The organism is Rhodococcus sp. BE178, assembly GCF_050433545.1.
Classification (GTDB): domain Bacteria; phylum Actinomycetota; class Actinomycetes; order Mycobacteriales; family Mycobacteriaceae; genus Prescottella.
The window spans coordinates 754,954-781,910 of the sequence record NZ_JBNPXA010000001.1 but is presented as its reverse complement, the minus strand read 5'-3'; the positions used below and the strand labels follow the sequence as shown (position 1 = coordinate 781,910).

The 26,957-nt window shown below is 67.7% G+C and carries 26 protein-coding genes; 10 read left to right on the top strand and 16 right to left on the bottom strand.

Features of this window, described 5'->3' with window-relative positions; genetic code table 11:
• Nucleotides 1-89: 89 nt before the first annotated feature.
• The 3 genes from J2X34_RS03605 to J2X34_RS03595 all read left to right on the top strand — a co-directional run bounded on the left by J2X34_RS03605 (nucleotide 90) and on the right by J2X34_RS03595 (nucleotide 2,248).
• Nucleotides 90-674: a cupin domain-containing protein gene (locus tag J2X34_RS03605; RefSeq protein WP_147283554.1), complete on the top strand. Its 585-nt coding sequence runs from the start codon at nucleotides 90-92 to the stop codon at nucleotides 672-674.
• On the top strand, nucleotides 675-1,457 hold the full coding sequence (locus tag J2X34_RS03600) for an SDR family NAD(P)-dependent oxidoreductase (protein ID WP_114723287.1): 783 nt from the start codon (nucleotides 675-677) through the stop codon (nucleotides 1,455-1,457).
• 182 nt (nucleotides 1,458-1,639) lie between these two features.
• A complete protein-coding gene (locus J2X34_RS03595) occupies nucleotides 1,640-2,248 on the top strand; it encodes a TetR/AcrR family transcriptional regulator (protein WP_114723288.1) in 609 nt (202 codons plus the stop codon).
• A gap of 75 nt (nucleotides 2,249-2,323) precedes the next feature.
• Here the strand turns inward: J2X34_RS03595 and paaK are convergent, their stop codons facing one another.
• The 9 genes from paaK to J2X34_RS03550 form a co-directional block, all read right to left on the bottom strand.
• The gene (paaK, locus tag J2X34_RS03590; protein ID WP_114723289.1) at nucleotides 2,324-3,619 is read right to left on the bottom strand and encodes a phenylacetate--CoA ligase PaaK; all 1,296 of its coding nucleotides are present in this window, start codon (nucleotides 3,617-3,619) and stop codon (nucleotides 2,324-2,326) included.
• A 66-nt stretch (nucleotides 3,620-3,685) separates the two neighbouring features.
• Nucleotides 3,686-4,783, bottom strand: a complete 1,098-nt coding sequence (gene paaE, locus J2X34_RS03585) for a 1,2-phenylacetyl-CoA epoxidase subunit PaaE (protein ID WP_114723290.1) — start codon at nucleotides 4,781-4,783, stop codon at nucleotides 3,686-3,688.
• Between the two features lie 2 nt (nucleotides 4,784-4,785).
• Nucleotides 4,786-5,310 (bottom strand): 1,2-phenylacetyl-CoA epoxidase subunit PaaD, encoded by a 525-nt coding sequence (gene paaD, locus J2X34_RS03580; protein WP_114723291.1) that lies wholly within the window; start codon nucleotides 5,308-5,310, stop codon nucleotides 4,786-4,788.
• Nucleotide 5,311: 1 nt separating this feature from the next.
• Complete coding sequence (gene paaC, locus J2X34_RS03575) at nucleotides 5,312-6,229, bottom strand: 1,2-phenylacetyl-CoA epoxidase subunit PaaC (RefSeq protein ID WP_114723292.1); 918 nt, start codon at nucleotides 6,227-6,229, stop codon at nucleotides 5,312-5,314.
• A 48-nt stretch (nucleotides 6,230-6,277) separates the two neighbouring features.
• A complete protein-coding gene (gene paaB, locus J2X34_RS03570; RefSeq protein ID WP_114723293.1) occupies nucleotides 6,278-6,583 on the bottom strand; it encodes a 1,2-phenylacetyl-CoA epoxidase subunit PaaB in 306 nt (101 codons plus the stop codon).
• The gene (paaA, locus tag J2X34_RS03565; RefSeq protein WP_429516129.1) at nucleotides 6,580-7,533 is read right to left on the bottom strand and encodes a 1,2-phenylacetyl-CoA epoxidase subunit PaaA; all 954 of its coding nucleotides are present in this window, start codon (nucleotides 7,531-7,533) and stop codon (nucleotides 6,580-6,582) included. The genes paaB and paaA overlap by 4 nt, the downstream gene beginning before the upstream one ends.
• Before the next feature lie 81 nt (nucleotides 7,534-7,614).
• Entirely contained in the window at nucleotides 7,615-8,406 is a 792-nt protein-coding gene (locus tag J2X34_RS03560; RefSeq protein WP_114723295.1) for an enoyl-CoA hydratase-related protein, read from the bottom strand.
• A gap of 43 nt (nucleotides 8,407-8,449) precedes the next feature.
• A complete protein-coding gene (locus tag J2X34_RS03555) occupies nucleotides 8,450-9,304 on the bottom strand; it encodes a 3-hydroxyacyl-CoA dehydrogenase family protein (protein WP_114723296.1) in 855 nt (284 codons plus the stop codon).
• Nucleotides 9,301-10,029, bottom strand: coding sequence for an enoyl-CoA hydratase/isomerase family protein (locus J2X34_RS03550; RefSeq protein WP_114723297.1), 729 nt, complete (start codon nucleotides 10,027-10,029; stop codon nucleotides 9,301-9,303). Before J2X34_RS03550 ends, J2X34_RS03555 begins: the two co-directional genes overlap by 4 nt.
• A gap of 274 nt (nucleotides 10,030-10,303) precedes the next feature.
• Here J2X34_RS03550 and paaZ point away from each other — a divergent pair, with 274 nt between their 5' ends.
• From paaZ to J2X34_RS03530, 4 genes are all read left to right on the top strand, one after another.
• Nucleotides 10,304-12,355 (top strand): phenylacetic acid degradation bifunctional protein PaaZ, encoded by a 2,052-nt coding sequence (gene paaZ, locus J2X34_RS03545; RefSeq protein WP_429516128.1) that lies wholly within the window; start codon nucleotides 10,304-10,306, stop codon nucleotides 12,353-12,355.
• Nucleotide 12,356: 1 nt separating this feature from the next.
• A complete protein-coding gene (locus J2X34_RS03540; RefSeq protein ID WP_114723364.1) occupies nucleotides 12,357-12,686 on the top strand; it encodes an EthD family reductase in 330 nt (109 codons plus the stop codon).
• Nucleotides 12,683-13,087, top strand: a complete 405-nt coding sequence (gene paaI, locus J2X34_RS03535) for a hydroxyphenylacetyl-CoA thioesterase PaaI (RefSeq protein WP_114723299.1) — start codon at nucleotides 12,683-12,685, stop codon at nucleotides 13,085-13,087. Before J2X34_RS03540 ends, paaI begins: the two co-directional genes overlap by 4 nt.
• A 675-nt stretch (nucleotides 13,088-13,762) precedes the next feature.
• A complete protein-coding gene (locus J2X34_RS03530) occupies nucleotides 13,763-14,614 on the top strand; it encodes a hypothetical protein (protein ID WP_114723300.1) in 852 nt (283 codons plus the stop codon).
• Between the two features lie 74 nt (nucleotides 14,615-14,688).
• Here J2X34_RS03530 and J2X34_RS03525 read toward each other — a convergent pair whose 3' ends face one another.
• Complete coding sequence (locus tag J2X34_RS03525) at nucleotides 14,689-15,240, bottom strand: YceI family protein (RefSeq protein ID WP_114723301.1); 552 nt, start codon at nucleotides 15,238-15,240, stop codon at nucleotides 14,689-14,691.
• 148 nt (nucleotides 15,241-15,388) lie between these two features.
• Nucleotides 15,389-17,101, bottom strand: coding sequence for a 2-isopropylmalate synthase (locus J2X34_RS03520; RefSeq protein ID WP_429516127.1), 1,713 nt, complete (start codon nucleotides 17,099-17,101; stop codon nucleotides 15,389-15,391).
• Between the two features lie 165 nt (nucleotides 17,102-17,266).
• On the opposite strand from J2X34_RS03520, the gene J2X34_RS03515 reads away from it, so the two are divergent.
• Nucleotides 17,267-17,950, top strand: a complete 684-nt coding sequence (locus tag J2X34_RS03515; RefSeq protein ID WP_114723303.1) for a FadR/GntR family transcriptional regulator — start codon at nucleotides 17,267-17,269, stop codon at nucleotides 17,948-17,950.
• Nucleotides 17,951-17,959: 9 nt separating this feature from the next.
• Here J2X34_RS03515 and J2X34_RS03510 read toward each other — a convergent pair whose 3' ends face one another.
• Together J2X34_RS03510 and J2X34_RS03505 are read right to left on the bottom strand one after the other, a co-directional pair.
• A complete protein-coding gene (locus J2X34_RS03510) occupies nucleotides 17,960-19,132 on the bottom strand; it encodes a lysylphosphatidylglycerol synthase transmembrane domain-containing protein (protein WP_114723304.1) in 1,173 nt (390 codons plus the stop codon).
• 28 nt (nucleotides 19,133-19,160) lie between these two features.
• Complete coding sequence (locus tag J2X34_RS03505; protein WP_114723305.1) at nucleotides 19,161-20,618, bottom strand: adenylate/guanylate cyclase domain-containing protein; 1,458 nt, start codon at nucleotides 20,616-20,618, stop codon at nucleotides 19,161-19,163.
• A gap of 224 nt (nucleotides 20,619-20,842) precedes the next feature.
• Between J2X34_RS03505 and J2X34_RS03500 the strand changes: the two genes are divergently transcribed.
• Both J2X34_RS03500 and J2X34_RS03495 read left to right on the top strand, forming a co-directional pair.
• Complete coding sequence (locus J2X34_RS03500) at nucleotides 20,843-22,033, top strand: AI-2E family transporter (protein WP_114723365.1); 1,191 nt, start codon at nucleotides 20,843-20,845, stop codon at nucleotides 22,031-22,033.
• 17 nt (nucleotides 22,034-22,050) lie between these two features.
• A complete protein-coding gene (locus J2X34_RS03495; protein ID WP_114723306.1) occupies nucleotides 22,051-22,731 on the top strand; it encodes a DUF1707 SHOCT-like domain-containing protein in 681 nt (226 codons plus the stop codon).
• A gap of 3 nt (nucleotides 22,732-22,734) precedes the next feature.
• On the opposite strand, the gene J2X34_RS03490 is transcribed toward J2X34_RS03495, so the two are convergent.
• Genes J2X34_RS03490 through trmB form a run of 3 tightly spaced genes read right to left on the bottom strand, consistent with a single transcriptional unit; the run spans nucleotide 22,735 to nucleotide 26,929 of the window.
• Nucleotides 22,735-25,449, bottom strand: a complete 2,715-nt coding sequence (locus J2X34_RS03490) for an MMPL family transporter (protein WP_114723307.1) — start codon at nucleotides 25,447-25,449, stop codon at nucleotides 22,735-22,737.
• Nucleotides 25,450-25,460: 11 nt separating this feature from the next.
• Complete coding sequence (locus tag J2X34_RS03485; protein ID WP_114723308.1) at nucleotides 25,461-26,138, bottom strand: NYN domain-containing protein; 678 nt, start codon at nucleotides 26,136-26,138, stop codon at nucleotides 25,461-25,463.
• A complete protein-coding gene (gene trmB, locus J2X34_RS03480; protein ID WP_114723366.1) occupies nucleotides 26,138-26,929 on the bottom strand; it encodes a tRNA (guanosine(46)-N7)-methyltransferase TrmB in 792 nt (263 codons plus the stop codon). The genes J2X34_RS03485 and trmB overlap by 1 nt, the downstream gene beginning before the upstream one ends.
• Nucleotides 26,930-26,957 lie beyond the last annotated feature (28 nt).

The following is a 26,957-nucleotide window of genomic DNA, read 5'->3' as shown; positions in this document are numbered from 1 at the left end:
TCGTCTAACGATCGGGCGAGAATACGTCATGGACGTGACGGCCGCCACATCGGAGCATTGGGGTGTCCCCGAATACAGGAGGAAATACGATGTCTGTCAACGTCACTCACCGAGCCGACGCCCATGTGGTCGACCCGATCCGCCCGCAACTGACCGGACCCGAGATCGACCCGCAGTCCAACGCCCCGGTCGCAGAGGTCTTCGCTCGCGCGAGCTCTCCGGTGACGGGACCGACCCTCAGTCTCGCGTCCCGGGTCAACAACTGTGACGATATCCCGTGGACCCCGTTCCCGATGCCGGGAACGTCCTTCAAGCTCTTGAACATCAACGAGACCACCGGTGCGGCCTCGATTCTGCTGTACGTGGCGGAGAATGCGCAGGCGCCGCTGCACATGCATTGCGGCGCCGCGGAGGCGTACAACATCTTCGGCCGCTGGGCGTATGAGGGTGAGGCCGAATCCATCGGCCCCAACCACTACATCTACGAACCGGCCGGCATCGTGCACCTGCCCAGGCAGGAGGTCGAGTCCCTGATGTTCGGCATCTTCCACGGCCCGATCGTCGGGTACAACGAGGACGGCACCGTTGCCGGAGTCATCACGCACGAACTGCTCTACGACCTCGCCGCAGCGAACAACGCGATCGCGCACCTGCCCGCTCGGACGGGCCGCTAGATGGCGGGCGCGGTCCTCGTCACGGGCGCCGGTGGCGGCCTCGGTCGCGGCGTGGCCGAACGGATGTCCGCAGAAGGTCGGGGGCTGGCACTGATCGACATCGACAAGGAGCGGTTGGCGGAAACCGCTGCCGCAGTGGGGTCCTGCGGAGTGGCGGTGACCACTCACGTCGTCGACATCTGCGACGTGGGCGCGTTGCAGGCGGCCGTCGTGGAGGCCTTCGCCGCTCACGATGACCTCGACGGACTGGTCAACGTGGCCGGGCTCGGCGGATTCTGGCAGTACGACGCACTCGATGTGGAGACCTGGGACAAGACCTACGCGGTCAACGTCCGCGGGGTCTTCTTCGCTCTCCAGGCCTTCGCTGCGGAGCTGGCCACGCGTGGGCGTGAAGGGGCCGTGGTCAACTTCTCGTCGATCGCGGCCCGAAATGGGCACGAGCTGCTGACCGCATACGGTTCGTCGAAGGCGGCCGTGCTGGCGTTGACCCAATCATCGGCTCGCGCGCTCGCCCCTTCCGTTCGCGTCAATGCGGTTCTGCCCGGCCTGATCTGGACGGACATGTGGCGACAGTCCGCCGGCTGGCTCGCCGAGCACGAACCGGCCCTGGCCGGGGTGGCGCCCGAGCAGATCTTCGGCGCGATGGTGGACCAGCTCATCCCGATGAAGCGCCCGCAGACCATCGAGGATGTCGCCGGTGCCGTCGCGTACCTGCTCTCGGCCGACGCGGTCAACGTCACCGGGCAGTCTCTGCACGTGGACGGCGGCGCGGTGCTCCCGTAGCACTCCGCCACGACTCGACCACTTCCCTTCGCATGATGTGCACGGAGGGGAGTGGTCGTTGTCGTGCCCGGTGAACCTCCCGATTTCACGGTCGGGCCACGGGGATTACCGAACCTTCGGTAGGCTGGTGCCGAGCCGCACGTTCTGCGGCGGGTGTCCACGTCCTGGAAGGAACGCGCGAGATGGCAGCGGCAGGTCCGGTCCGAAGAGCGGGATCGCCTGGGCGACCAGGATACGATCTCGACTCGTTGCTTGCCGTTTCGGTGAAGGTGTTCAACGACAAGGGGTACGACGGCACCAGCATGGAGGCGCTCGCTCAGCGGCTCGGCATCACGAAGTCGTCGATCTATCACCATGTGTCCGGCAAGTCGGAGCTCCTGGAGCTCGCGCTGGCCCGGGCTCTCAATGCGCTCTTCGCGGTCACGACCGAGGATCAGGTGACCAGCGGGCGGTCCATCGATCGACTCGAGTACCTCGTTCGGCGAAGTGTCGAGGTGCTCGTGACCGAGCTTCCCTACGTGACATTGCTTCTCAGGGTTCGCGGGAACACTCTCGTCGAGAGACGTGCGCTCGCACGCCGGCGTGAATTCGATGTCTTCGTCAGTGATCTGGTGGTGGCCGCCGCCGAAGAAGGCGACCTCAGGCCGGGTATCGACCCGGCGCTCACGAGCCGGCTGGTTTTCGGAATGGTGAACTCGTTGATCGAGTGGTACCGGCCGCGCGGGGGCGAATCGGTCTCCGAGCTCGCCGATGCGGTGGTGGCGCTCACCTTCGACGGGATGAGGGCCTGACCCTCACTTTCGCGGACAGGCGTACCGAAAAGACGTGGGGCGCCTCGGATTCGATCCGAGGCGCCCCACGTCTTCTCAGGATGGTCGATTGTCGATCAGGCGACGAGCTTTGCCGATCGATCGGTCCAGGCTCCCCGGGGCCAGGACTTCCACGGCGACGGTGACACCGATGCGGTTCTTCACCAACTGCCGCAGCCGGGCGGCCTGCTGATCGGCCTCGTGAGTCGAGCTGTTCGGCCGGGACTCGACGCGGACGGTGAGCTCGTCCATGCGGCCGGGGCGGTCGAGAACGCACTGGAACTGGGGTGCCAGTCCGGTCACCGCGAGAATGAGCTCCTCGATCTGGGTCGGAAAGAGATTGACCCCGCGCAGGATGATCATGTCGTCGGTTCGCCCGGTCACCTTCTGCATGCGGCGCATCGTGCGCGCAGTTCCCGGTAGCAGTCGTGTGAGATCCCGGGTGCGGTAGCGAATGATCGGCATCGCCTCCTTGGTGAGGGAGGTGAAGACGAGTTCGCCCTCCTCGCCATCGGGCAGCACCTCGCCGGTGACCGGGTCGATCACCTCCGGGTAGAAGTGGTCCTCCCAGATGTGAAGGCCGTCCTTGGTTTCCACGCACTCCATCGCGACACCAGGACCCATGACCTCGGAGAGGCCGTAGATGTCGACGGCATCCATGTCCAACTGCTGCTCGAGTTCGCCGCGCATCTCCTCGGTCCACGGTTCTGCTCCGAACACGCCCGTGCGCAGGGATGTTCGGGCCGGATCGATTCCCTTGGCGAGCATCGCATCGACGATCGTGAGCATGTACGACGGGGTGACCATGATCGCATCCGGACGGAAGTCCTCGATCAGCTGGATCTGACGCTCGGTCATGCCCCCCGATATCGGAATGACCGTGCAGCCCAGCCTTTCCGCTCCGTAGTGGGCGCCGAGTCCACCGGTGAACAGTCCGTAGCCGTACGCGACGTGGACCTTGTCGGAGGGCTTCACGCCACCGGCGCGAAGGCTCCGCGCGATCAGGTCGGCCCAGTTGTCGAGGTCCGTCGCGGTGTACCCGACCACGGTGGGACGTCCCGTCGTGCCCGACGACGCATGAATTCGCGACACTTGGTCCTGTGGCACCGCGAACATTCCGAACGGGTAGTTGTCTCGCAGATCTGCCTTCGCGGTGAACGGGAACTTCGCGAGATCGCCGAGATCCTTCAGATCGCCGGGGTGAACCCCGGCGTCGTCGAACGCCTTCCGGTAGTGCGTGACGTTCTCGTAGGCGTGGCGCAGCGTCCACTGCAGGCGTTCGAGCTGTAGGGACGAGATGCGGTCGCGCGTAGCGAATTCGATGTCCTGTGACGGGGTGACGGTGCTGGTCATAGTGGTCTCCGGGTGCCGCGGTCGGGTGCGACTGGGGTCGATGTGGTGAGGGGCGGGGCCGGGCGGTCAGGCGTCGAAGTCGACGGTCACGTCGTCGCTGTCCGGATAGCTCTGGCAGGTGAGGACGAAGCCGGCATCGACCTCGTAGTCCTCGAGCGCGTAGTTGCGCCGCATGTCGACGTCTCCGTGGGTGACCTTCGCGCGGCAGGTTCCGCATACTCCGCCCTTGCAGGCGAACGGCAGATCCGATCGGTACTTCTCTGCTGCGTCGAGGATCGTCTCGTCCCGGGGCAACGTCGCGGTGGTCGAGCGTCCGTCGAGGACGAGGGTGACCTCGCTGCTGGGGCCGGTGACCCCTTCGTCACGGTGGCGTGTCGGGGGAGGGGGCACGGCGTCGACGTAGAACAGTTCGTGGTGGACACGCTTCGGGTCGACGCCCAGCTCGCCGAGTACGACTTCGGCATCGGTGACCATGCCGTACGGCCCGCACAACCAGAAATGATCGACACCGGCGATCGGCACCACGGCGCCGAAGATCGCGCGGAGCCGGTCGGCGTCGAGACGGCCGGTGAAGAGTTCCACCTCACGGGGCTCCCGAGACAGGACGTGGACGACGTGGAAGCGCGCACCGTATCGATCCTTGAGGTCGGCGATCTCCTCGGCGAACATCACCGAGCGCGTGCGCCGATTCCCGTAGAGGAGAACCACTTCGGTTTCGGGATTGGCGAGCATGGTCGCGGCGATCGAGAGCATCGGGGTGATCCCGGAGCCCGCCGCGATCAGGACGTGCCGGCCACCGACGGTGGGATCGGCGACGAACGATCCGGACGGGGGCTGGACATCGATCTTGTCGCCCCGGCGTACCTGGTGGACCAACCAGTTCGAGAAGAGCCCGTCGGCGACTTCGCGGACCCCGATTCGGGGGCTGGAACCGATTGGGGCGCAGATGGAGTACGAGCGGCGGTGCTCGACGCCGTCCACCGTGCGGCGGAGCGTGAGGGATTGGCCGGCACCGAACGCGAACTCCCTGGAGAGGTCGGCAGGAATCTCGAACGTGACCGCAGCGGCGTCGTCGCACAGCGCCTCCACTTCTGCGACCGTGAGGGTGTGGAAGGTCCTGTTGCGCGTCGAGACAGCGGGTTTCGTGGTGTCCACAGTGTCCATGTTCAGATCTCTTTCACATGATCGAAGGGCTCCAGGCAATCGAGGCACCGGTAGAGGGCCTTGCACAGTGTCGCCCCGAATTCGGAGTCGAGGCGGGTCTCGGCGCCACCGCACCGCGGGCATTCGATCGTCCGAGGCGCGGCGGTGAGCGTCAACGGCACCGGGCCCGCGCCGCGGCGTGGTGCCGGACCGGGCACGGAGTAGCCGTTCTCGTGCAGTTTCCGACGCCCCTCGTCGCTGATCCAGTCGGTGCTCCACGGAGGCGAGAGCGTGGTCCTCACCTCGACCGACGGGAAGCCAGCGAGCTGTAGACGGTGCTGGATGTCGTCGCGCATCGTCGCCATGGCGGGGCAACCCGAATAGGTGGGGGTGACGGTCACGACCACGGCACCGTCTGCGTCTACCTCGACATCGCGCAGGACCCCGAGATCCGCGAGGGTCAGCATCGGCATCTCGGGGTCGAGAACCGACTCCGCGATGCGCCGCGCATCGCGGACGTGCGGCTCGGCGTGGGTGGAAGCGGACATGTCACCACACGCCTTCCGGATGTGCCCGGGCGACCACCTGCATCTCGGCCAGGAGTAATCCGAGCGCTTCGCTGTGCAGGCCCTGACGGCCCGCGCGTCCTCCTACCGTGCCGGCGACGCGGCCGGTCGGCGCGGACAGCTCGGCAGCGTGCAACACCTGATCGAGAACCGTGTCGAACTCCTCCCGTAGTTCGCCGGGATCGACCGCCACACCCACCGCAGCGAGCGCGCGCTCCTCGCTGGTGGGGACGAAGAGCTCGTCGACGAACGGCCAGACACGGCTGAGGGCAGACTCCATCCGCGCCTTCGATTCGGCTGTGCCGCAACCGAGTGTGACGGCCCAGCGGGCGGCGTAGTCGCGGTGGTAGGTGAGTTCCTTGACGCCTTTGACGGCCACGGCGGCAAGGACCGGATCACGTGACTTCCGTAGCCGGTCGAGGAGTGCGAGTCGCCACGTCGAGAACACCAGCAGACGCGTCACGGTCTGCGCGAAGTCGCCGTTGTCGATCTCGGCGAGTCGGACGTTGCGAAACTGGTTCTCGTCGCGGAAGAAGGCGAGCGCATCCTCGCCCGGAAGCTGTGCCGTGTCGGAGATCCGCGGCACGACGGCCGCATCGGCCGCGGCCGCCCGCGCCAGGAGAAGGCGCGCCTGGCCGAGCAGATCGAGCGCGACGTTGGCGAGAGCGACCTCCTCCTCGAGTTCCGGTGCGCGCGTGATCCACTCGGTCAGGCGCTGCGAACTGATCAGCGCATCGTCGCCGAGCATCAGACAATAGGTGGCGAGCGCCGAGAGATCGACGTCGTCGGGGACCGTGGTGTCGACGCCGGCCAGTGGGTCGTCGAAGCTGGTGCCGAAGGCCCACTGGCCGTGGCTGTCCTCGTCGACGAGGCCGTCGAAGGCATGGTCGTGGTCGGTCATCGTGCATCCTCGAAGATTGTGGACGGCCGCGCGAGCGAGCCGGCCGGATCACATGTGGGGAACGTTGTCGGGGATTTCGTAGAAGGTGGGGTGGCGGTAGACCTTGTCGCCGCTCGGTGCGAAGTACGGATCCTTCTCGGACGGACTGGATGCCGCGATCGAGTTCGCCTGCACCACCCAGATACTCACGCCCTCGTTGCGCCTGGTGTACACGTCGCGGGCGTGCCTGAGCGCCATCTCGTCGTCGGCGGCGTGCAGCGAACCGACGTGGACGTGATTGAGTCCGCGTTTGCCGCGGAGGAATACCTCGTACAACGGCCAGTCGGCGCTGGTGACTCGGTCGGCTGCATTCATCGTGTGTTCTCCTCGGTGATCGCCCGGCGGGCGAAGGCGGTCGCGGCCTCGCGTACCCAGGCGCCGTTTTCGTGAGCGGCCCGGCGATTGGCGATGCGCTCGACGTTGGACGCACCGTTCCCGCCGATCACCTGCATGAATTCGCTCCAGTCGGGTTCGCCGAAGTCGTACGCGCCGCGCTCGGCGTTCCATTTCAGGTCGGGGTCCGGGAATGTCACGCCCAGTGCTTCGGCCTGCGGTATGGACATGTCGACGAACCGCTGACGCAGTTCGTCGTTCGTGTGTCGCTTGATGCGCCACTTCATCGACTGCTCCGAGTTCGGTGACCGGTCGTCGGGCGGCCCGAACATCATCAGGGCCGGCCACCACCAGCGGTCGACCGATTCCTGCACCATCTCGCGCTGGGCGTCGGTGCCGCGCATCATCGTCATGAGCAGTTCGAAGCCCTGCCGCTGGTGGAACGATTCCTCCTTGCACACGCGGATCATCGCCCGCGCGTACGGACCGAAAGAACTGCGACACAACGGAACCTGATTACAGATCGCGGCACCGTCGACGAGCCAACCGATCACGCCGACATCGGCGAAGGTCAGGGTCGGATAGTTGAAGATCGACGAGTACTTCTGTCGCCCGTCGAGCAGCTTCTCGGTGAGGTCGCCGCGGTCGGCGCCGAGGGTTTCCGCCGCGGAGTACAGATACAGGCCGTGGCCGGCCTCGTCCTGCACCTTCGCGGTCAGGATCGCCTTGCGGCGCAACGACGGCGCCCGGGTCAGCCATGCGCCCTCGGGCTGCATGCCGATGATCTCGGAGTGCGCGTGCTGCGCGATCTGCCGGATCAGCGTCTTGCGGTAGCCCTCGGGCATCCAGTCCCGCGGCTCGACTCGCAGGTCGGCCGAGATGGTCTCCTCGAAGTGGCTCTGGAGCTCATTTTCTGCGATAGACGAGGTCATATGTCCTGCTTCTAATACCGAATGATCGGTTGGTGTGAGTATGCATGGAAGTGACGCGTGGCACAAGCGTGCGCGGCGCGGTCAGCGGCCTTCGAAGGACGGTGCGCGTTTGGCGAGGAACGCGTCGACCGCGGCGCGATGATCCGCCGATCGTCCCAGATCCTCTTGTGCCGCACGCTCACGCTCGAGCGCCTCGACGAGACCCGTGGACGACGCCGATACGAGGCGCTTCACGTGCATGTGGGCCGCGGTCGGTCCTGACGCGAGTTCGCCCGCCAGCACCCGGGCGGCATCGACGAGGTCGCCGTCGGGCACGACGCGGTGGACCAGACCCCAGTCGAGGGCCTGGGCGGCCGAGAACCGGTCGCCGAGCATCAACAGGCCCGTCGCACGGCTCGGACCGAGCATCTCGACCAGTGTGTGGCTCAATCCGGAATCGCTCGCCAGCCCGATCCCGGTGAAGGCGGTGGCGAACCTGGCGCTCTCCCCGGCGATCCGGATGTCTCCTGCCAGTGCGATGCCCAGGCCTGCCCCCACGCACGCGCCGTTGATCGCGACGACGACCGGTACGCGCACCGCGGCGAGCGCAGTGAGCAACGGGTTGTAGTGTGCGCCGACGGTGTCCATCGCGCGTGCGGGATCCGCCGCGAGGCCGGCGGCATGCTCGGCGAGATCCTGGCCGACGCAGAAGTTCCTGCCCTCGGCCTCGAGGAGGAGCGCGCGCACCGTTCGGTCTCCGGCTACCGTCTCGACCGCCGCCGACAGCTGTTCCTTCGCTGCGCGATCGAGCGCGTTGGACGCGCCGGGTCGGCGCAGGGTGATCGTTGCCAGGCCCGCAGTCGTGGACAGCCCGATCCTGTCGATACCGCTCATGGAATGCATCTCCTGTCAGTGGGATTCGGGCCCGAGTGTCGCCTCAGGACCAGTTGAAGAAGCCTCGGCCCGCCTTGCGGCCGAGTTCGCCTCGCGCCACCTTCTCGCGAAGGAGGGCGGGAGGCCTGAAGCGTTCACCGAGCGTCTCCGTCAGGTGCTCGGCGATGGCGAGTCGAACGTCGAGGCCCACGAGATCGGTGGAACGTAGCGGACCCATGGGGTGCCTGTATCCCAACTCCATTGCACGATCGATGGACTCGGCATCGGCGACACCTTCCTCGAGCATCCGGATCGCCTCGAGCCCGAGACAGACCCCGAGCCGGCTCGTCGCGAAGCCCGGCGAGTCGTTGACCAGCACCTGGGACTTGCCGAGCTGGGAGACCCACGTGCACACCCGCGCCACGACGGCGGTGTCGGTCGACGGAGTCCGGATGATCTCGACGAGCGTGGACGCCGGTACCGGATTGAAGAAGTGCATGCCGACCAGTCGGCGGGGATCATCCAGCACCGCACCGAGTGCGGCGATCGAGATCGAACTGGTGTTGGTCGCGATCACCGTCGCCGGATCGACCGTCTTCTCCACGAGGGAGAGCACACCCAGCTTGAGCTGCACGGATTCCGGGACAGCCTCGACCACGAGATCGAGTCCGGTGGGCAGCTCGTCCGGTGCGTCGACGAGCGACACACGCCCGAGCACCGTTGCCGGATCGGATTCGCCGAGCCTTCCGCGTTCGTGGGCGCGGTCCAGTCCGTCCGAGACCCGGGTCAGTGCCGCCTGTCGGTCGCCGCTCTCGGCGATGGTGACCGTGGAACCGAGCGTCGCGAACACCTGCGCGATGCCGGCGCCCATTCGTCCGCCACCGACGACACCGACGTGGCCGGGGATTGTGTTCGTCATTTCTTCTTCTCCAGAAAGGCCGTCATGCGGTCGTGTTTGTCCCGACTCTCGAACAACACCGCCTGGGCGATGTCGTCGGCGAAGGAGTGGGTCCCGGGTGCATCGGCGATCAGCTTGGTGAGCCTGAGCGCCAGCGGTGCGGAGCGGTTGATGCGATCGACGATGTCGTGTGCGGCAGCGACGTGTTCGCCGGGGGCCACGACGCTGATCACGAGCCCGCAGCGCAGCGCCGCCGCTGCGTCGAGGTTGCGGCCGGCGAGGAGCACCTGCTTGGCGATCGATTTGCCGACCAGTTCCTGCAGGCGATAGCTGGCGCCGGCGGCGGCCATGATGCCGAGACCCGGCTCGGGGTTGCCGAACACCGCGGTTTCCGTCGCGACACGGATGTCGCAGGCGTACGACAGTTCCGCTCCGCCGCCGAGCGCGAATCCGCTCACTGCTGCAACGGTGGGCATCGGCAGCCTGGCGATGCGGTCGAAGAGAGTGCGATTGATACCCGCGAGCGCCTCGTCGCGTCCCCGGTCCCGCAGTTCCGCGATATCGGCACCGCCCGCGAAGTGATCGCCGGATCCGCTGATCAACAACGGCTTGGGTGCGTCCTCGAGGAGCGCGCACACCCGGTGCAGTTCCGAGATCATCTCGGCGTTGATCGCGTTGCGTTGCTGCGGGCGATGGAGGGTGACCACCATCCGGTCGGCACGATCGTCGATCGTCAGGGTATTCACGGCGCCTCACTCGACAGGGGGGCCCGGGCGAGGGCACGGCCCGCGCGCTCGTGTGGGATGCGGGCTCCGCACATCGGGATTACTTGCACCACTTTCGTCTCCTTCGCAGTGTGCTCGTCTCAATTAATAACCGAACCTTCGGTCGGGACGCAAGGGTTCGGACGAATCCGGTCGGACGCGTGACCGGTGCTGAATATTGCATTGAACCTTGACAATCGGACGCCGTACTGGCGATTCTGATTACCGACCGAACGTACGGTGGAAAGAGGTTTTCGTGAGCAGGTTAGTGCAAAGTTACGTTGCCGGGAGCTGGTACACGGCTCCCGATGCTGGAACGCCGCTCCTGAGCGCGGTGGACGGTTCCGAGGTGGCACGCATCTCGTCGACCGGGCTCGACATCGCCGGGATGGTGGCGCATGCTCGTGCGGTCGGCGGGCCCGCCCTGGCCGAACTGACCTTCCACGAGCGCGCCGCAGCGCTGAAGGCGTTGGCCCTGACGCTCATGGCCGGCAAGGAAGAGTTCTACGAGCTGTCCACTGCCACCGGCGCGACGCGACGCGACTCCGGTGTCGACATCGACGGTGGCTTCGGAACCCTGCTGAGCTACGCGAGCAAGGCGCGGCGCGAACTACCGAACGACACCGTCCACCTCGACGGGCCCCATGAGCAACTCGGCAAGGCGGGGACCTTCCTCGGCCAGCACGTCTACACCTCGCGTCGCGGTGTCGCCGTCCAGATCAACGCGTTCAACTTCCCGGTGTGGGGCTTCCTCGAGAAGCTCGCGCCGGCATTCATCGCCGGAGTCCCGTCGATCGTCAAGCCGGCCAGCCAGACGGCCTATCTCACCGAACTGGTGTTCCGCCGCATCATCGAGTCCGGACTGCTGCCGGAAGGGTCGGTCCAGCTGCTGTCGGGTAGCGCGCGTGATCTGCTCGACCACCTCGGTGGGCAGGACTCGGTCGCGTTCACCGGATCCGCGGACACCGCGGCGATGCTGCGGGTCCATCCGAGAGTCGTCGCCGAGGGTGTGCACTTCAACGCCGAAGCGGATTCGCTCAACGCCTCCATTCTCGGTGCGGACGTCGAACCCGGCAGCGAGGAGTTCGAGCTCTACGTCAAACAGCTCGTCACGGAGATGACCGTCAAGGGCGGCCAGAAGTGCACTGCGATCCGCCGTGCCCTCGTTCCCTCGGGCCTCGTCGACGACGTGGTCGAGGCCGTGCGGGGCCGCCTGTCGCGGGTCGTGGTCGGGGCCCCCGATGCCGAGGGTGTCACGATGGGCGCCCTGGCGAGCATCGAGCAGCGCGATGAGGTGCTGAAAGCGCTTCGTGGACTGACGAAGTCGGCACGGATCGTGGTGGGGGATCCGGAGAACTTCGAGGTCGTGGGGGCGGACAGGCTGACCGGCGCCTTCCTGCCTCCGATCCTGCTGCGCTGCGATGACAAGGCCGCCGACGAGCCACACGACATCGAGGCGTTCGGGCCGGTGAGCACGGTGATCGGATACGACGGTACCGCCGAGCTGATCGAATTCGCGGCCCGCGGCAAGGGCAGCCTCGTGGCCTCCGTCGTCACCCGCGACGCCGGGCTCGCCCGCGACATCGTGCTGGGGCTCGCGCCCTTCCACGGCCGCGTCCTGGTTCTCAACCGGGACGATGCGCGGGAATCGACCGGACACGGCTCGCCGCTTCCCGTGCTCGTCCACGGTGGTCCGGGCCGCGCTGGTGGCGGTGAGGAGCTCGGTGGCATCCGTGGAGTCCTGCATCACATGCAGCGCACCGCGGTCCAGGCGACCCCCGACATCCTGACTGCCGTCGGCAATCGTTGGGTTCCCGGGTCGCGGCGAACCGACGACGGTGTCCATCCGTTCCGGAAGAACCTGGCGGAGTTGCGGATCGGTGACACGGTCGTCGGAGGACCGCGGCAGGTCGCACTGGCGGACATCGACCACTTCGCGGAGTTCACCGGCGACACCTTCTATGCGCACACCGATCCTGATGCCGCGGCAGCGAACCCCCTCTTCGGCGGCATCGTCGCACACGGCTACCTCGTGGTCTCGCTCGCGGCCGGGCTGTTCGTCGAGCCGAACCCGGGACCGGTCCTCGCGAACTTCGGCGTCGACAATCTGCGTTTTCTGACCCCGGTGAAGGCGGGCGACAGCCTCACCGTGACGTTGACCGCGAAGCTGATCACACCGCGCAGCAGCGCCGACTACGGCGAGGTGCGGTGGGATGCCGTGGTCGCGAATCAGGACGGCGATGCTGTCGCGACCTACGACGTCCTCACCCTCGTTGCCAAGGGAGCGTCCAGCGGTGGAGGGCGCTGACATGGGCTGCAGGGTGGTGGTCTGTTACGGCCACCCCGAGGATTCAGGTGCTTTCGACGCCCACTACCGCACCACGCACATTCCGTTGGCGCGCAAGATCCCCGGCCTGTCCGGCTACACGTGGGGAAAGTGCAGCGCACTCGACGGCGCCGCCCCTGCCTACTATGCGATTGCGTCGCTGTGCTTCCCCGATGCCGAGACGATGCACGCCGGACTGGCGTCGAAGGAGATGCGGGACGCCGCCAGGGATGTCCGCAACTTCGCCACCGGAGGGGTGACGATGTACACGCTGGAAGAGGAATCGGTGCACGGCGGGGAGGGAGAAGTATGACAGTCGAATTCCCCTCGGCGCAAGAGATGTTCGAGGCCGATGTGGCGTCCCGGGCGTTGGGGATCGAGGTGCGCGAACTGTTCCCGGGCCGTGCGGTCGCGTCGATGACGGTCCGCGAGACCATGGTGAACGGGCACGGAATCACGCACGGCGGATTCGTGTTCACCCTTGCGGACACGGCATTTGCGCTCGCGTGCAACGGGTACGACGAGCCGGCGGTCGCCGCTCGGGCGGACATCCGGTTCCTGGCCCCCACGCGACTGGGCGACGAGCTGATTGCCGAGGCGGTCGAGCGGGAACGCTACGGCCGCAACGGTATCTACGATGTCACCGTCCGGGTTCGAGGCAAGTCCGTCGCTGAGTTCCGTGGCGACAGTCGGTTCGTCGCGCGCTCTCGGTGAGCCGGCTTCCGGCCCCGGATTCCGGGACAGGAGCGCGCCCGCCGCGGCAGACACGCCGTGTCGGGTGCGCAGCCTGTGGGGCCGGACCAGGCCTGGAGTCCGACGCTGATGGCCGAAGTCCTTGCGGTTGATGGTGGTGAAGGCCTCGATTGATGTGGCCGTCACGCTGCTCGTTTGCGGTTCGTCACCCTGCCGGGCGGGAATCCGCGTATTCGTGCGGGGGGCCGCACGAACGCCCTCGCCCGGAGACCGATCGGTCTCGATTCTTCCTAGTGTCCGGTGGGGCCGACTCGGGCCTCTGGCCGGCAACCGGGTTTGTCGGACAGATACTTTCGGTGAGGAGAGTTGATGGGTGTATCGATGGCGCGTCGGGGGGCAGGCCTGGTTCTGGCCGCCGCGGCGATTGCCGGTGCGGGAGCGATGACGGCGGCGCCGGCGGGCGCTGCGCCGATGGCAGCCCAGCCGGGTCAGTTGACCGTCAACGGTGGTGGCGATGACGGGATGACCGGGTGGATCCAGGCCCAACCTGTCAATTGGGTCAGGTACGGGTCCACCTCGAATTATCCGGCACCCAATCTTGTCAACAGTGCCGGGCAAGTCACGGGTACGTTCCCTGGCGGTATCAGTCTCTTCGCGGGTTCAGGCGGCTACAACAGCGGCCATCGTATGTGGCAGATGGTGGACACGACCCCCTCTGCGGCATCGATCGACGCGGGCGCCGCGACGGCAAACGTGTCCGCACTGCTCGGTGGGTACCTGACCGACAACGACAAGGTCGAGATCAACTACAAATTCCTCGATGTCGACGGCACGGAGATCAGCAGCATCACGCTGCCGCCGGTAACGCCCGCAGAGCGAGGCAACGCAACCGGATTCGTGCGCCGGCAACAGTCCGCCCCAGTTCCCGCGGGCACGCGCCAAATCGGCGTCGAAGCAAACTTCTCGCCCGGAACGGACCTGAACGATACCGACGCTGTCGTGGACAACATCTTGCTGTTTCTGGATGCGCCGCTGGGGAATCTGCAGGTGACGACGTCGTCGGATGCGTCGGGTGCGGTGTCGGACGGCCAGGTGGTGAACTACACGACCACGTTCACGAACACCGGTGGTCAGCCGGTGGCCGTGGACCAGGCGCTGGTGTTGTCGGGTCTGCTCGACGATGCGGATCTGGTGTCGGGGCCGACGAGCAGCGATGCGGCGCTGACGGTGTCGCCGAACGGTGGCAACTACGGTGTCGCGGGCACGGTGGCGCCGGGGCAGTCGGTGACGGTGACCTATGCGGTGGCGGTCAAGCCGTTCGCGTCGCAGGGTGACCACAATCTCGTTGCGGCGGTGACGGATCCGGCTGCTGCTCCGGCGCAGGCTCCGGCCAGCTGCACGGGTATCGCCGTGTGTGCGGAGGTGCCCACGGCCGACAGCGCGGCCGTGCCGATGGTGAACCCGGCTGTCGCGGGTGGCGCGGCTGCGGTCGTACTCGCCGGTGGCGGCGTGTTCTGGGCGGTCCGTCGTCGGGCGACCGCGTCCTGACGGGCTGACATGACAGCGCACCCGTCACGGCTTGCACTTCTGCCGTGACGGGTGCGCAGTCTGTGGGGCCTGGATCAGGCCTGGAGGCCGGCCTCGATCTCGAGGTTGATGGCGATCTTGTCGCCGACGACGGCGCCGCCACCCTCGAGCGGCATCTCGATGCTGATGCCGAAGTCCTTGCGGTTGATGGTGGTGGAGGCCTCGAAACCGGCAACCGGGCCGTTGCCCATGCCCGGGTTGACGCCCAGGAACTCGAGCGCCAGCTCGACCGGCTTGGTCACACCGTGCAGCGTGAACTCGCCCTCGACCACGAAGTTCGAGCCCGCGGGGCGAACGCCCGTGGAGACGAACGTGGCCGTCGGGAACTGCTCGACGTCGAAGAAATCGGCCGACTTGATGTGGCCGTCACGCTGCTCGCTGTTGGTGTCGATGGACGCGACCTGGATCTCGGCCTGCACGGACGGCAGACCGTCCTCGCCGACCGTGATCGAACCGCTGAAGTCGTTGAACGTGCCACGGACCTTGCTGACCACCAGGTGGCGGACCATGAAGCCGACGGTCGAGTGGGACTGGTCGATGGCCCAGGTGCCGGCGGACAGGTTGGGCAGGGTGATGGCAGTGGTCATGTGTGTGCTCCCGATGCAAGTAGTTGAAACTTCAAAGACTGTGGTTACAACGGTGGCACCGGTCCGGGCATTCCGCAACCGGAGGTGACCTCGCTCACGCTGCGCGATTTGCGCACTTATCGGTGTTCGCGGCAGGGCGCGGGTACCGCTACGTGCGCGAATCGGGGGAGGGGGTGCGGGCGGACGCGGCGAGAACGGCCTGCAGTGTGGACGCCGTCACCGACTGGTCGAAGCCGACACCCCAGTGCGCGGTCCCGTCACCGTTGCCGCACTGGGCGTAGGTGACCGCGCGGCTGTCGCTGCCCGAGCCCACCGACTGCTGCCCGAATGAGAGCACCTCCACGGTATGGCCGTGCTCGGCCAGGATCCGGGTGAGCGCCTCGACCGGCCCGGTGCCCGAGGCCTCGCCGGCCACCGTCGAGTCGTCGAACTCGGCCCGCACCCGCAGGTGATCGCCGCCCTCTCGATGCTCGATCGACCACTGGCCCAGTCGGCCGTCGAAGCCGTACTCGGCGTGCAGCAACTCCCACAACTGCTCGGCGGTGATCTCCGCGCCGCTGTCGTCGGTGGCCCGCTGGACGCGTTTCGCGAAGTCGATCTGCAGTGGCCGCGGCAGGTCGATGCCGTACCCGGTCTGCAGCAGATACGCGATCCCGCCCTTGCCCGACTGGCTGTTCACGCGGATCACCGCCTCGTAGTCGCGACCCACGTCGCGTGGGTCGATCGGCAGATACGGCACGTCCCACGGCGCCGTGCTCGGATCGATTCCCGCCGCCTCGGCCGACGCGTAGTGGTGCGCGAATCCCTTCTTGATCGCGTCCTGGTGGGTGCCCGAGAACGCGGTGTACACCAGATCGCCGCCGTACGGGTGCCTCTCGTGCACGTCGATTCGGTTGCAGTGCTCCACGGTTCGCTTGACGGCATCGATGTCCGAGAAGTCGATCATCGGGTCGACGCCCTGCGCGTGCAGGTTGAGGGCAAGCGTCACCAGGTCGACGTTGCCGGTGCGCTCGCCATTGCCGAACAGGCAACCCTCCACGCGCTGTGCGCCGGCCAGTACCGCCAGTTCGGCGCACGCCACCCCGGTGCCGCGGTCGTTGTGTGGGTGTACCGACAGGATCACCGAGTCACGCCGCGTCAGGTTCCGGTGCATGTACTCGATCTGGTCGGCGTACACGTTGGGCGTCGAGATCTCCACCGTCGCAGGGAGGTTGTGGATCACCGGGCGGTCGGGGGAGGCGTCCCACAGTTCGGTCAGGCTGTCGCACATCTCCAGTACGTAATCGGGTTCGGTCAGGTTGAACACCTCGGGCGAGAACTCGAACCGCACCCCGGGCTGCCGCTCGCCGCAGCGGGCCACGTCCTGTGCGGCGTCGAAGATCAAGCGGTGCAGCGCCTCCCGGTCGTGGCCCAGGACCACGTCGCGCCACGTCGGCGCCGTCGCGGTGTACATGTGCAGCACCACGTTCGGCAGTCCGCGCACCGACTCGAAGGTGCGCTCGATGAGATCCGTTCGCGCCGCGGTGAACACGACGATCGTGACGTCGTCGGGCACCAGGGACTGCTCGGCCAGGTCGCGGACGAAGTCGAAGTCCGTCTGGCTGGCCGACGGGTAGCCGACCTCGATCTCCTTGTAGCCCATGGCGACCATCAGGTCGAAGAAGCGCCGCTTGCGGGCCGGGTCCATCGGTTCGGCGAGGGCCTGGTTGCCGTCGCGCAGATCGACCGGCACCCACAGCGGTGCGACGGTGGTGCGGGCGGTGGGCCAGTGGCGTTCGGTCAGCGGCACCGGAACCCGTTCGGAGTACGGGCGGTAGCGGTGGCTGGGCATGGACGACGGGCGCTGGCGATTCCAGTTCATGGCGTGACTCCTGTGCGGGTCGGAAGGGTCGACCGGCACGACGGAACCCCGCGGCGGGGTGCCGGTCCGGTCAGACCCCGCCGCGGCAGCCGAGGAGCAGTCCGCGATAAGCCATGCAGGCTAAGCTAGAGCAAAACAACTTGTCTGACAACCTGAGGAGTTTGGGTGACCGCCCCACTGACCCGCAGCCTGCTGGCCGATCAGGCCGCCGAACAGTTACGACGCCGGCTGCAGGCGGGGGAGTGGGCGATCGGTTCGAAACTTCCCGGCGAGACCACCCTTGCCGGCGAACTCGGCATCGGACGGTCCACGATCCGCGAGGCGCTGCGGATGCTCGCCGGGCAGGGGATGCTGCGGCCGAAGCAGGGATCCGGTGTGTTCGTCGAACGGCTCGAACCCGAGGCCGACGGCTGGGAGGCGGTGGTGCGGACCGAGGCGATCGCCGCCGTCGTCGAGGTGCGCACCGCGATCGAGGTGGAGGCCGCCCGGCTCGCGGCCTCCCGCGCCACCGCCGCCGACATCGCCGCGATGCGCCGGGCCCTCGACCTGCGCGCGGCCGCCGCCGACGCACCCGACCGGGAGTTCGTCGACGCCGACATCGAGGTCCACCGCGCGGTCGTCCTGGCCGCGCACAACCCGGTGCTGACGGAGCTGTTCGAGACGTTCACGCCGAGACTGGCGGAGGCGCTCGTCGACATGATCGCGCTGCTCGGGCTGCGCGATCGGCACGCCGAACCGAACGCCGACGAGCATCTCGCGCTCGTCGAGGCCATCGCCGCCGGCGACGTCGAGCAGGCCGTCCGGGTCAGCCGCGCGCACCTCGAGGCGATGGCAGCCGACCTCGGTTGACGGCCGAGGTCACTCGGTTACTTCTGTGGGTGGCCGTGGCATCTCGATGTGCGGATCGCGAATCGACGACGTCGGATCCGACACGTCCCGCCGCTCCGGCAACGCCGTCGGGTCGCGCTGTTCGAGTTCGACGTCGAACCCCGGATCCTCGTGCTGCCGATCGCGGAAGAGGAACAGGAAGACGATCCAGCCGACGATCGCGACGAGGATGAAGCTCACGCCGCGGTAGACGAACGCGGCCGCCACCGCCTGCGACGCGCTGATGCTCGCCGCGGTGGTGAGGGCGGCGATCAGCGTCGCGTCCACGTAGACCAGGCCGCCCGGCGCGCCCGGAATCGTCGCGACCGCCTTGCCCGCCGCGAAGGCGATCAGCAGTCCCGCGAGCAACGGATCGGCGCCGATCGCGAAGCATGCCGCACCCAGACACACCACGTCCGCGACCCGGTGGACCGCCGACCAGCCCAGTGTCAGCGCCGCGTCACGTTTGCCCAGCTGGACCGAGTCGAGCTGCTCGATCGTGGTGCGGACCGCGTCCATGCCGGTGTCGGCGGGCTTGCCGCGTAGCCGGTTCACCCGGATCAGCACCCATCGCGCGGCGGCCCCGATCGAATCGGGATGCGCCGAGACGTACCGGCCCGCGTACAGCAGCGCGATCAGCCCGGCCACCGAGAACAACAGCGTGAACGGGCTCACCGACCCGCCGACCAGCAGCGCACCCGACACACCGATCAGTGCGAGACCCGCGGCCGCGATCACGCCGGAGATCGCGAGCTGCCACGACGCGACCAGCGGACTGGCACCCCAGCGTCGGGTCTCCTTGTACGTGAACGCCGTCGAGAAGACCTGCCCCGCGGGCAGGGTCAACGCCATCGCCGTCGACCCGTAGATCACCGCGACGGACTTGCGCTGGCTCACCGCCACACCGCCGGCGCGCAGCAGTTGCTTCTGGACGCGGCCGTAGCCACTCAGCGACACCGCCTGCGCGACGACACACAGCGCCAACCAGCCCCAATGGATCTCCGACAGGGCCTGCCACGACTCGTGCAGCCGCGGCCACAGATAGATGCCCTCGCCGATCAGCAGCGCCAGCAGCAGGACACCGGCCACCCACTTGAGCCACCAGAAGCGACCGCGCGGCCGACTCGTGTCGCCGCCTCGGGGGTCGGGCTCCGGCTGTGCCACGAGCCCAGCGTAACCAAGCCTGCTCACATCACTCCGGATACAGCACCGGCCACGCCAGATGCGTGTTGCGGCGACGGCCCCGCAACTGCACCTGATCACCCAGCTCCCAGTGCGCCTGCTCCTCGTCGTCGGCGAAGTACAGGGCGCTGGTCGAGGCCAGGACCCGGCTCGGACGCAGCTTCGCCAGCTCGGTGAGACGCGCCGCCTCGTTCACCGGGTCGCCGATCACCGTGTACTCGAACCGCTCGGCCGCGCCGATGTTGCCGGCGACCGCGAGGCCCGCCGACACGCCGATGCCGATGTCGAGGCCGGTGATCTCGTTGAGCGCGAACCGCAGCTCGCGCGCCGCCGCCAGCGCGGCGGTCGGCGCGTCCGGACGGTCCAGCGGGGCGCCGAAGATCGCGAGCGCCGCGTCGCCCATGAACTTGTTGACGAACCCGTGATGCCGGTCCACGACGTCCACGATCACGCGGAAGAACTCGTTGAGCAGCTCGACGACCTCGCCCGGCGGACGTTCGGCCGCCGCACCGGTGGAACCGACCATGTCGACGAACAGGACCGCGACGAAACGGGTCTCGCCGCCCAGCTCGGTACCGAACTGCAGCGCTCGCCGGGCGACGTCCTCGCCGACGTGCTGACCGAACAGCTCACGCAGCAGCTTCCGCTCGTCGCCCTCGCGCATCATCCGGTTGAAGCCGACCTGCAGGCGACCGATCTCGGAGCCGTCGAACACCTCCACCCGCACGTCCGTCTCGCCGCGCTGCACCCGTTCGATCGCGCGGCGCAGCTGCCGGATCGGATCGGAGATCTGACTGGCGGTGAGCATCGACAATGCGAACGCCTGGCCGATCGTCATGATCGACAGCAGCAGGATCGCCCACGCCAGTGCTCCCGGCGAGAACTCGAGATCGGTGGTCAGCTGGGTGACACACAGCAGGATGATGCCGATGACCGGCATCAGTGTGCCCAGCCCCCACGTCATCGCCAGCCGGGTGCCGACGCCGGGCGCCATCGTCCGGTCGAACTGGCCCTCGCTGAGCGCCTGCGCCGCGACGGGACGCAGGATCCGCTCGCCGAGCATGTACGTGAAGCCGAACGTCGTTGTCGCGGCCATGCAGACCGTGACGACGACGGCCACCGCGAGTTCCGGCATCTCCTCGACGGTCAGCAGTACGAAGATCACGCCGCCGAGGAACCACAACGCCAGATGCACGATCGCCTGACGCAGCGGCGCGTGCAGCGCGGCCATCTGCTCACCGCGCGTCGGCGGCCCGCCCCGCAGCTGCCAGCGGATCACCGACCGCAGCATCATCGCCGCGGCCGTCAGACTCACGACGCCGGCGAAGACGAGGTACGTGCTGAATACGGCGAAGTTCCGGACGTGGTCGTTGATGATGTCGGCCGACTCCGGAATCGGGATGCCGTACCGGACGAACGCGAACACCAACACCGCGCCGATCAGGTTCGCCCCGAGCATCGAGAGCATGTAGAGAGGCCAACGACTGCGAATCGTCAGCGCCACTGCTCGGTACGAAGCCCACACGACCTCATAATTTAGCGGGACATCCTTCGCGGCCCGGCAGCGCACACGGTTGCCGCGCCAGACGGTCGTTTCGCCGCCACCGACGGTCGTCCTCCCGATACGCTCGCGCGGTGAGCGACAAGGATCCGGAAGAGGCCGCCCCACCGGCGGAATCGGACGCGTCCGCGGTGCCGACGACGGCGCCGGCCCGGCCGGTGTCGGACGCCGTCCACCCGCTCGTCCGAATCGGCGCAGCGTGGACGTGGCGCCTGCTGGTGCTGTTCGCCGGACTGCTCGCCCTCGGGTTCGTCGTCTCGAAGCTCGAGGCGGTCGTCATCCCGGTCGCGATCGCGCTGCTCGCGTCGGCGCTGTTGATGCCCGCCGTGGACTGGATGCACCGCCGCGGTGTGCCCCGCTCCGGCGCCGTGATCATCGCGGTCGTCGGCACGATGGGCGTCGTCGGCGCGATCCTGGCGTTCGTCGTGGAACAGTTCGTCGAGGGACTGCCCGTCCTGAGCGACCAGTTCACCGCCAGCGTCACCACGGTGCAGGACTGGCTCACCGAGGGGCCGCTGCACTTCAGCGAGGACCAGATCCGGCACGCCGGCGACAACGTCGTCAAGGCCATCCAATCCAATCAGGAGGCGCTGACCAGCGGTGCGCTCACCACCGCGACCGTCGTCGGGGAGATCTTCGCCGGCGCGTTCCTCACCCTGTTCACGCTCATCTTCTTCCTGTACGGCGGCGACCAGGTGTGGGAGTTCGTCACCCGGCTGATCCCGAGGAGCCAGCGCGGACGCGTCCGACTGGCCGGGCGGCAGGGATTCAATTCCCTGGTCGGCTACACCCGGGCGACGGTGGCCGTGGCCGCGGCCGACGCGATCGGCATCGGCGCAGGGCTCGCGATCCTCGGGGTGCCGCTCGCACTGCCCCTCGCCTCGCTCGTCTTCATCGGCGCGTTCATCCCGATCGTCGGCGCCTTCGTCACCGGCTTCCTCGCCGTCCTGGTCGCCCTGGTGACCAAGGGCCTGCTCACCGCCCTGATCGTGCTCGGCATCATCATCGGCATCATGCAGCTCGAAGGGCACGTGCTGCAGCCGCTGCTGCTCGGCCGCGCGGTGCGCCTGCATCCTCTCGCCGTGGTCCTCGCGATCACCACCGGCATCGTGCTCGCGGGCATCGTCGGCGGCCTGCTGGCCGTTCCGATCGTCGCGTTCCTGAACACGGCAGTTCGCTCGCTGTGCGCCGAGGACCAGGAGGAGGCCGAGGAGGCCTACGAGTCCCTCGCCAGCACCGACCCGTCGGTGCCGATGTTCCCCGCGACACCGGACGAACCCGATGACGGCGACCTCGGGCGACCCGCCGCACCACGCGACTGAGAACTATCCTTGCCGGAATGGAGGCAAGAGATCTGCGGGTATCGGACGCGGAACGCGAACACGTCGGTGAGTTGCTGCAACGCGCGGTGGGTCAGGGAATGCTGTCGCTCGGCGAGTTCACCGAACGGATGGACACCGCGCTGGCCGCGAAGACCCGCGGTGAGCTGAACGCGGTGCTCGTCGATCTGCCCGGAATGCAGATCGACCCGGCCTACTTCGCCGGCCAGCACCCGACGTCGGCGCCGGTCCCCGCGGCACCGGTTCCTCCGCCCGCGACGGTCCCGGTCGCGGGCCCGCCGACCGGGTACGCCACCGGCCACCCGGCGCAGCAGCCCCTGGTCATCCGCAGTCGGATGTCGACGATCACCCGCAAGGGCCGCTGGAACGTCCCGCCGACCCTGTTCCTCGACTCCCGGATGGGCACCTCGACCCTCGACTTCACCGAGGCCGTCATGCAGACACAGGTGGTGCATCTGACCGTCGACGACTACTGCGGGTCGGTGACGCTGGTCGTTCCGACCGAGGCGACCGTCGACCTCAACGGGGTCGACGCCGTCGCGGGCTCGGTGTCGAACAAGGTCCGGACCGGCCCGCCCTACGGGCCGCTGCACCTCGTGGTGCGGGGTCGGATCCGGTTCGGGTCGATCACCGCGCGCCATCCGTACGGCACGGCGCTGCGCAAGATGCTCGGCAGCTGACGGTCAGTCGTCGTCGCGGTGGCGGGCGAGCAGCTCGCTGACGCTCACCGCGACACCGTCACCGCGACGATGGCGCCCGGTGTCGGTGTCGGACAGATCGTCGTTTGCGCCGTGCCGAGCCGCGGGCTCTGGTGCCGGGACCGGCTCGGGTGCCGGCGCCGGCCGGGGCTCCGGGGCGGGTGCGGGTTCGGCGGCGGCAGGCTTCACGACCGGCATGACACCGGTGTTCGGTGCCCGCAGCGCGGCCAGCCACGCGACCTCTCCGTCGTCGTCCGAGGTGGACGGCCGCGGACGTCTCTCGGGCTTCGGGGCAGGGGCGGTCGCGACCGGTTCCGGGGTCGGCGGCGCGGTCGGTTGCTGCGGCTGCTCGGACGGTTCGGGTCGCGTAGCGCCGCGACGCGGCGTGGCCGCACGGGCCCGCGGGGTCGTCGGGATCCGGGGGATCGGCTGCGTCAGGGGGTCGGAGTCACGAGTCGCGCCGGCCGGAGCCACAGCGAGGACCTGCTCGGGGTTGGGCGCAGCGGCCGGTGCATCCGTCGCCGTCAGCTCGGGAACGTCACCCGGGAGTTCGCTGTCGAGGATCGGTTCGCCGAGCCCGACCTTCTCCTGGATGCGCTTCATCCAGGCAGGCGCCCACCAGCAGTCGTCGCCGAGCAGCTTCATCACCGCCGGCACCAGGAACATGCGGATCAGGGTCGCGTCGATGACGAGCGCCGAGATCATGCCGTATGCGATGTACTTCATCATCACCAGCTCGGAGAATCCGAACGCGCCGGTGACGACGATCAGGATCAGTGCGGCCGCGGTGATGATCCGGCCGGTGTGCGCGGTGCCGATCCGGATGGCCTCGGTGGTGCTGGCGCCCTGCGATCTGGCCTCGACCATGCGGGAGAGCAGGAACACCTCGTAGTCGATGGACAGGCCGTAGATGATCGCGACGATCAGCACCAGGACCGGGGACGTGATCGGTCCGGGCGTGAAGTTCAGCAGACCCGAGCCGTGGCCGTCGATGAAGATCCAGGTGAGGATGCCGAGCGTCGCGCCGAGGCCGAGCGCGCTCATCAGCACGGCCTTGATGGGCAGCACCAGCGAGCCGAATGCCAGGAACATCAGCAGCGTCGTGAGGGTCAGGACCGTGACGATCATGAGCGGCAGGTTGTCGAGCAGCGCACTGATGCTGTCCTGCTCGATCGCCGGGGTGCCGCCGACGAGGACGTCCACGCCGTCCGGGATGTCCATCGCGCGCAGATAGTCGATGGTGGGGGCGGAGTCGTTGCGGTCGACCAGACCGGCCTTGAGGACCTGGACGCCGTCCTTCGCGGGGCCGGTGATCGAGAACTTCTCGACCAGGCCGGGCGCCCCGCTCGCGGTCTTGAGGATCTGGCCCACCTGGGTGCCGTCGGCGCCCTCGATGACCAGTTTCACCGGTTCGGTGCGGTTACCGGGGAACAGTTCGTCGAACTGTTCCTGCGCCATCCGCGTCGGGTTGTTCGTCGGGAGGTAGTCCTCGTTGATGCCACCGAACTTGATGCCCGTCAGCGGGATGATCATGAGCAGCAACCCGACCACGATGGGGATCGTGACCTTGATCGGGTTGCGCATCACCCAGCGAGTGAGGCGGCCCCAGATGCTGGACTCGATCTCCTCGGTCGACTTGATCTGGCCGAACCGCTTGAGGCCGAACTTGTCGATCCGCCGGCCCAGGATGCTCAGGATCGCGGGCAGCACCGTGACCGAGGTGAACGCCGCCAACAGCACCGTCGCGATCGCGCCGTACGCGACGGACTTGAGGAAGCCCTGCGGGAACAGGATCAGACCGCCGAGGCTGACCGCGATCATCGTCGCGGAGAACAGCACGGTGCGGCCCGCGGTCATCACGGTGCGGCGCACCGCGTCCTTGGTGTTGCGCCCGTCGCCGAGTTCCTCGCGGAAACGGCTGACGATGAACAGGCCGTAGTCGATCGCCAGACCCAACCCGATCAGTGAGACCACCGACGCGACGAACACGTTGATCTCGGCGAAGTGCGTGAACACCCGCACGATGCCGTTGGCGCTGAGGATCGTCAGACCACCGACTATCAGTGGCAGGGCAGCGGCGATGACGCCACCGAACACGAAGAACAGCAGCACCCCGACCGCCGGGATTGCGATGAGCTCCATGCGTTTGAGGTCGTTGGCCATCGTGTCGTTGATGGCGCTCGCGACCGGCTGCATGCCGGCAAGCTGGACCTCGACCCCGTCGATGTCGAAGGCGTCCCGCACCTCACGAAAGTTGTTGGTGATCGCGGTGTCGTTGTCGCCCTTCAGCGCGACACTGACGATCGCATGGGAGCGGTCCTCGGTGGCCAGAGCCGGCAGCCGCGGCGTGTTCGGCAACGTGAAGTAGCTGCCGTTGAACTTCGCGACCTCGTCGGGATGCTCCTGCACCAGTCGCTGCAGGCTGTCGGTGACCTTCGCAGTGAACTCCGGGTCGTCGACCGTCTTTCCCTCGGGGGCGGTGTACATCGCCACGACGTCACCGTTGGTGTCCCGGCCGAAGGTCCCGTCGGCGAGCTTGGCCGCCGCCACGGACTCCGAGCCGGGGTCGTCCCAGCCGCTCTGACTGAGGTGGTCACCGAGACCGGAACCGTAGGCGCCCAGCGCCAACAGTCCGGCCACCATCACTGCGATGACGGTGAAACGGGCTCGGTAGACCAGATCTCCCCAGCGAGCAAACACGTATGGACTCCTCAGCGCCCGACAAGCAGGGCGGAAAGCGGGCGGAACGGCTGCAACCAGGCGCCCTCGTCGGGCAGGGATTCCAGGCTGACCCGTGGCAGAGGCTCACGGAAGACACCCGGAATGTCCTCGAGATCGACGAAGTCCAGGATGTCGGACGAGACCGCCCAGCTGGCGTGCTCACGGAACCCGAGAACCTGCACCGGCACGCCGGTTGCTGCGATGTCCTCCAACGGCTCACGGAAGGCCTGTCCGTCGGCGGAAGCGACCATGACACCGGCCAGACCCTCACCACGGCGGAGCTCGATGTGGTGGAGCATGTCGGCATCGACGTCGCTGTCCTCCTCCACCTTCGGCTTGGCGAACACCGCGAAGCCCACATTACGCAAGGCCTCCACCCAGGGGCGGACAACATCCGCGCTACCAGGGGCGATGTTCGTGAAGACCGTCGCCTCGGGCTCGAGTACGGCAGTTTCGGTGGCGGAAAGCTCGGCGGTGCGGGAGAGCAACCAACGGCCCAGCGCGTCGAACCGCGGCCGGTACGCGGCCGTCGGGCGACCGCCGAGGATCGCGCCCAGGCCCATGTCGAGATTCGGGGCGTCCCAGACGAGAAGCACCCGCTTGTGACGGATGTCGCGGCCGTCGCCCTCAGGGGAATTGGTAGCCGTGCCCGGCGTGCTGAGACTCATTACTTGATCTTCCCCCAGATGAGTTCTGTAATGGCGCTTCCGACCTTGTGCGCCTTGTCCTCGAACTTCGTGACCGGTCGCTCGTGCGTCATCGGCGACTCCCAATCGAGTTCGGTGAGGAGCGGCTCCGCGTTTCCGGCCTCGGCGATCGCCTCGGCGTACTCGGCGTGATCAGTCGCGACGTGCAGCACTCCGCCCGGCTTCAAGCGGCTCGCGATCAGCGCGAACGTGGGCGCCTGCAGCAGCCGACGCTTGTGGTGGCGGGCCTTGGGCCACGGATCCGGGAAGAAGACACGGACGCCGGTCAGCGACTCGGGCGCGACCATGTTCTCGAGCACCTCGACGGCGTCGCCGCGCAGCACCCGGACGTTCGGGATCTCCTCGCGCTCGACCGTCTGCAGCAACTGCGCCAGACCCGGCCGGTAGACCTCCACCGCGATGAGGTTCACGTGCGGCTCCGCCTTGGCCATCGCGGCCGTCGCGGTGCCGGTCCCGGAACCGATCTCGATGATCAGCGGTGCCTCGCGGCCGAACCAGGCGGTGGTGTCGAGCAGCTCGTCGCCCACCTCGGCGCCGATCGTCGGCCACATCCGATCCCACGCGCCCTGCTGCGGGTCCGTCAGCGAACCGCGCCGGGACCGGAAGCTCGTCACCCGCGGGTACAGGCGCGACCCCCGCGACTCACCGGTCGTTTCCTCCGCAGCGGAGTCGGCAGCAGAGTTGTCGATGTCGTCGTGCGGGATCTCGGGTGCATCCTGATGGGCGTCGTTCACCCGACCATTGTCACGTATGTCCACGATCACGGGCCGACTCGGTCTG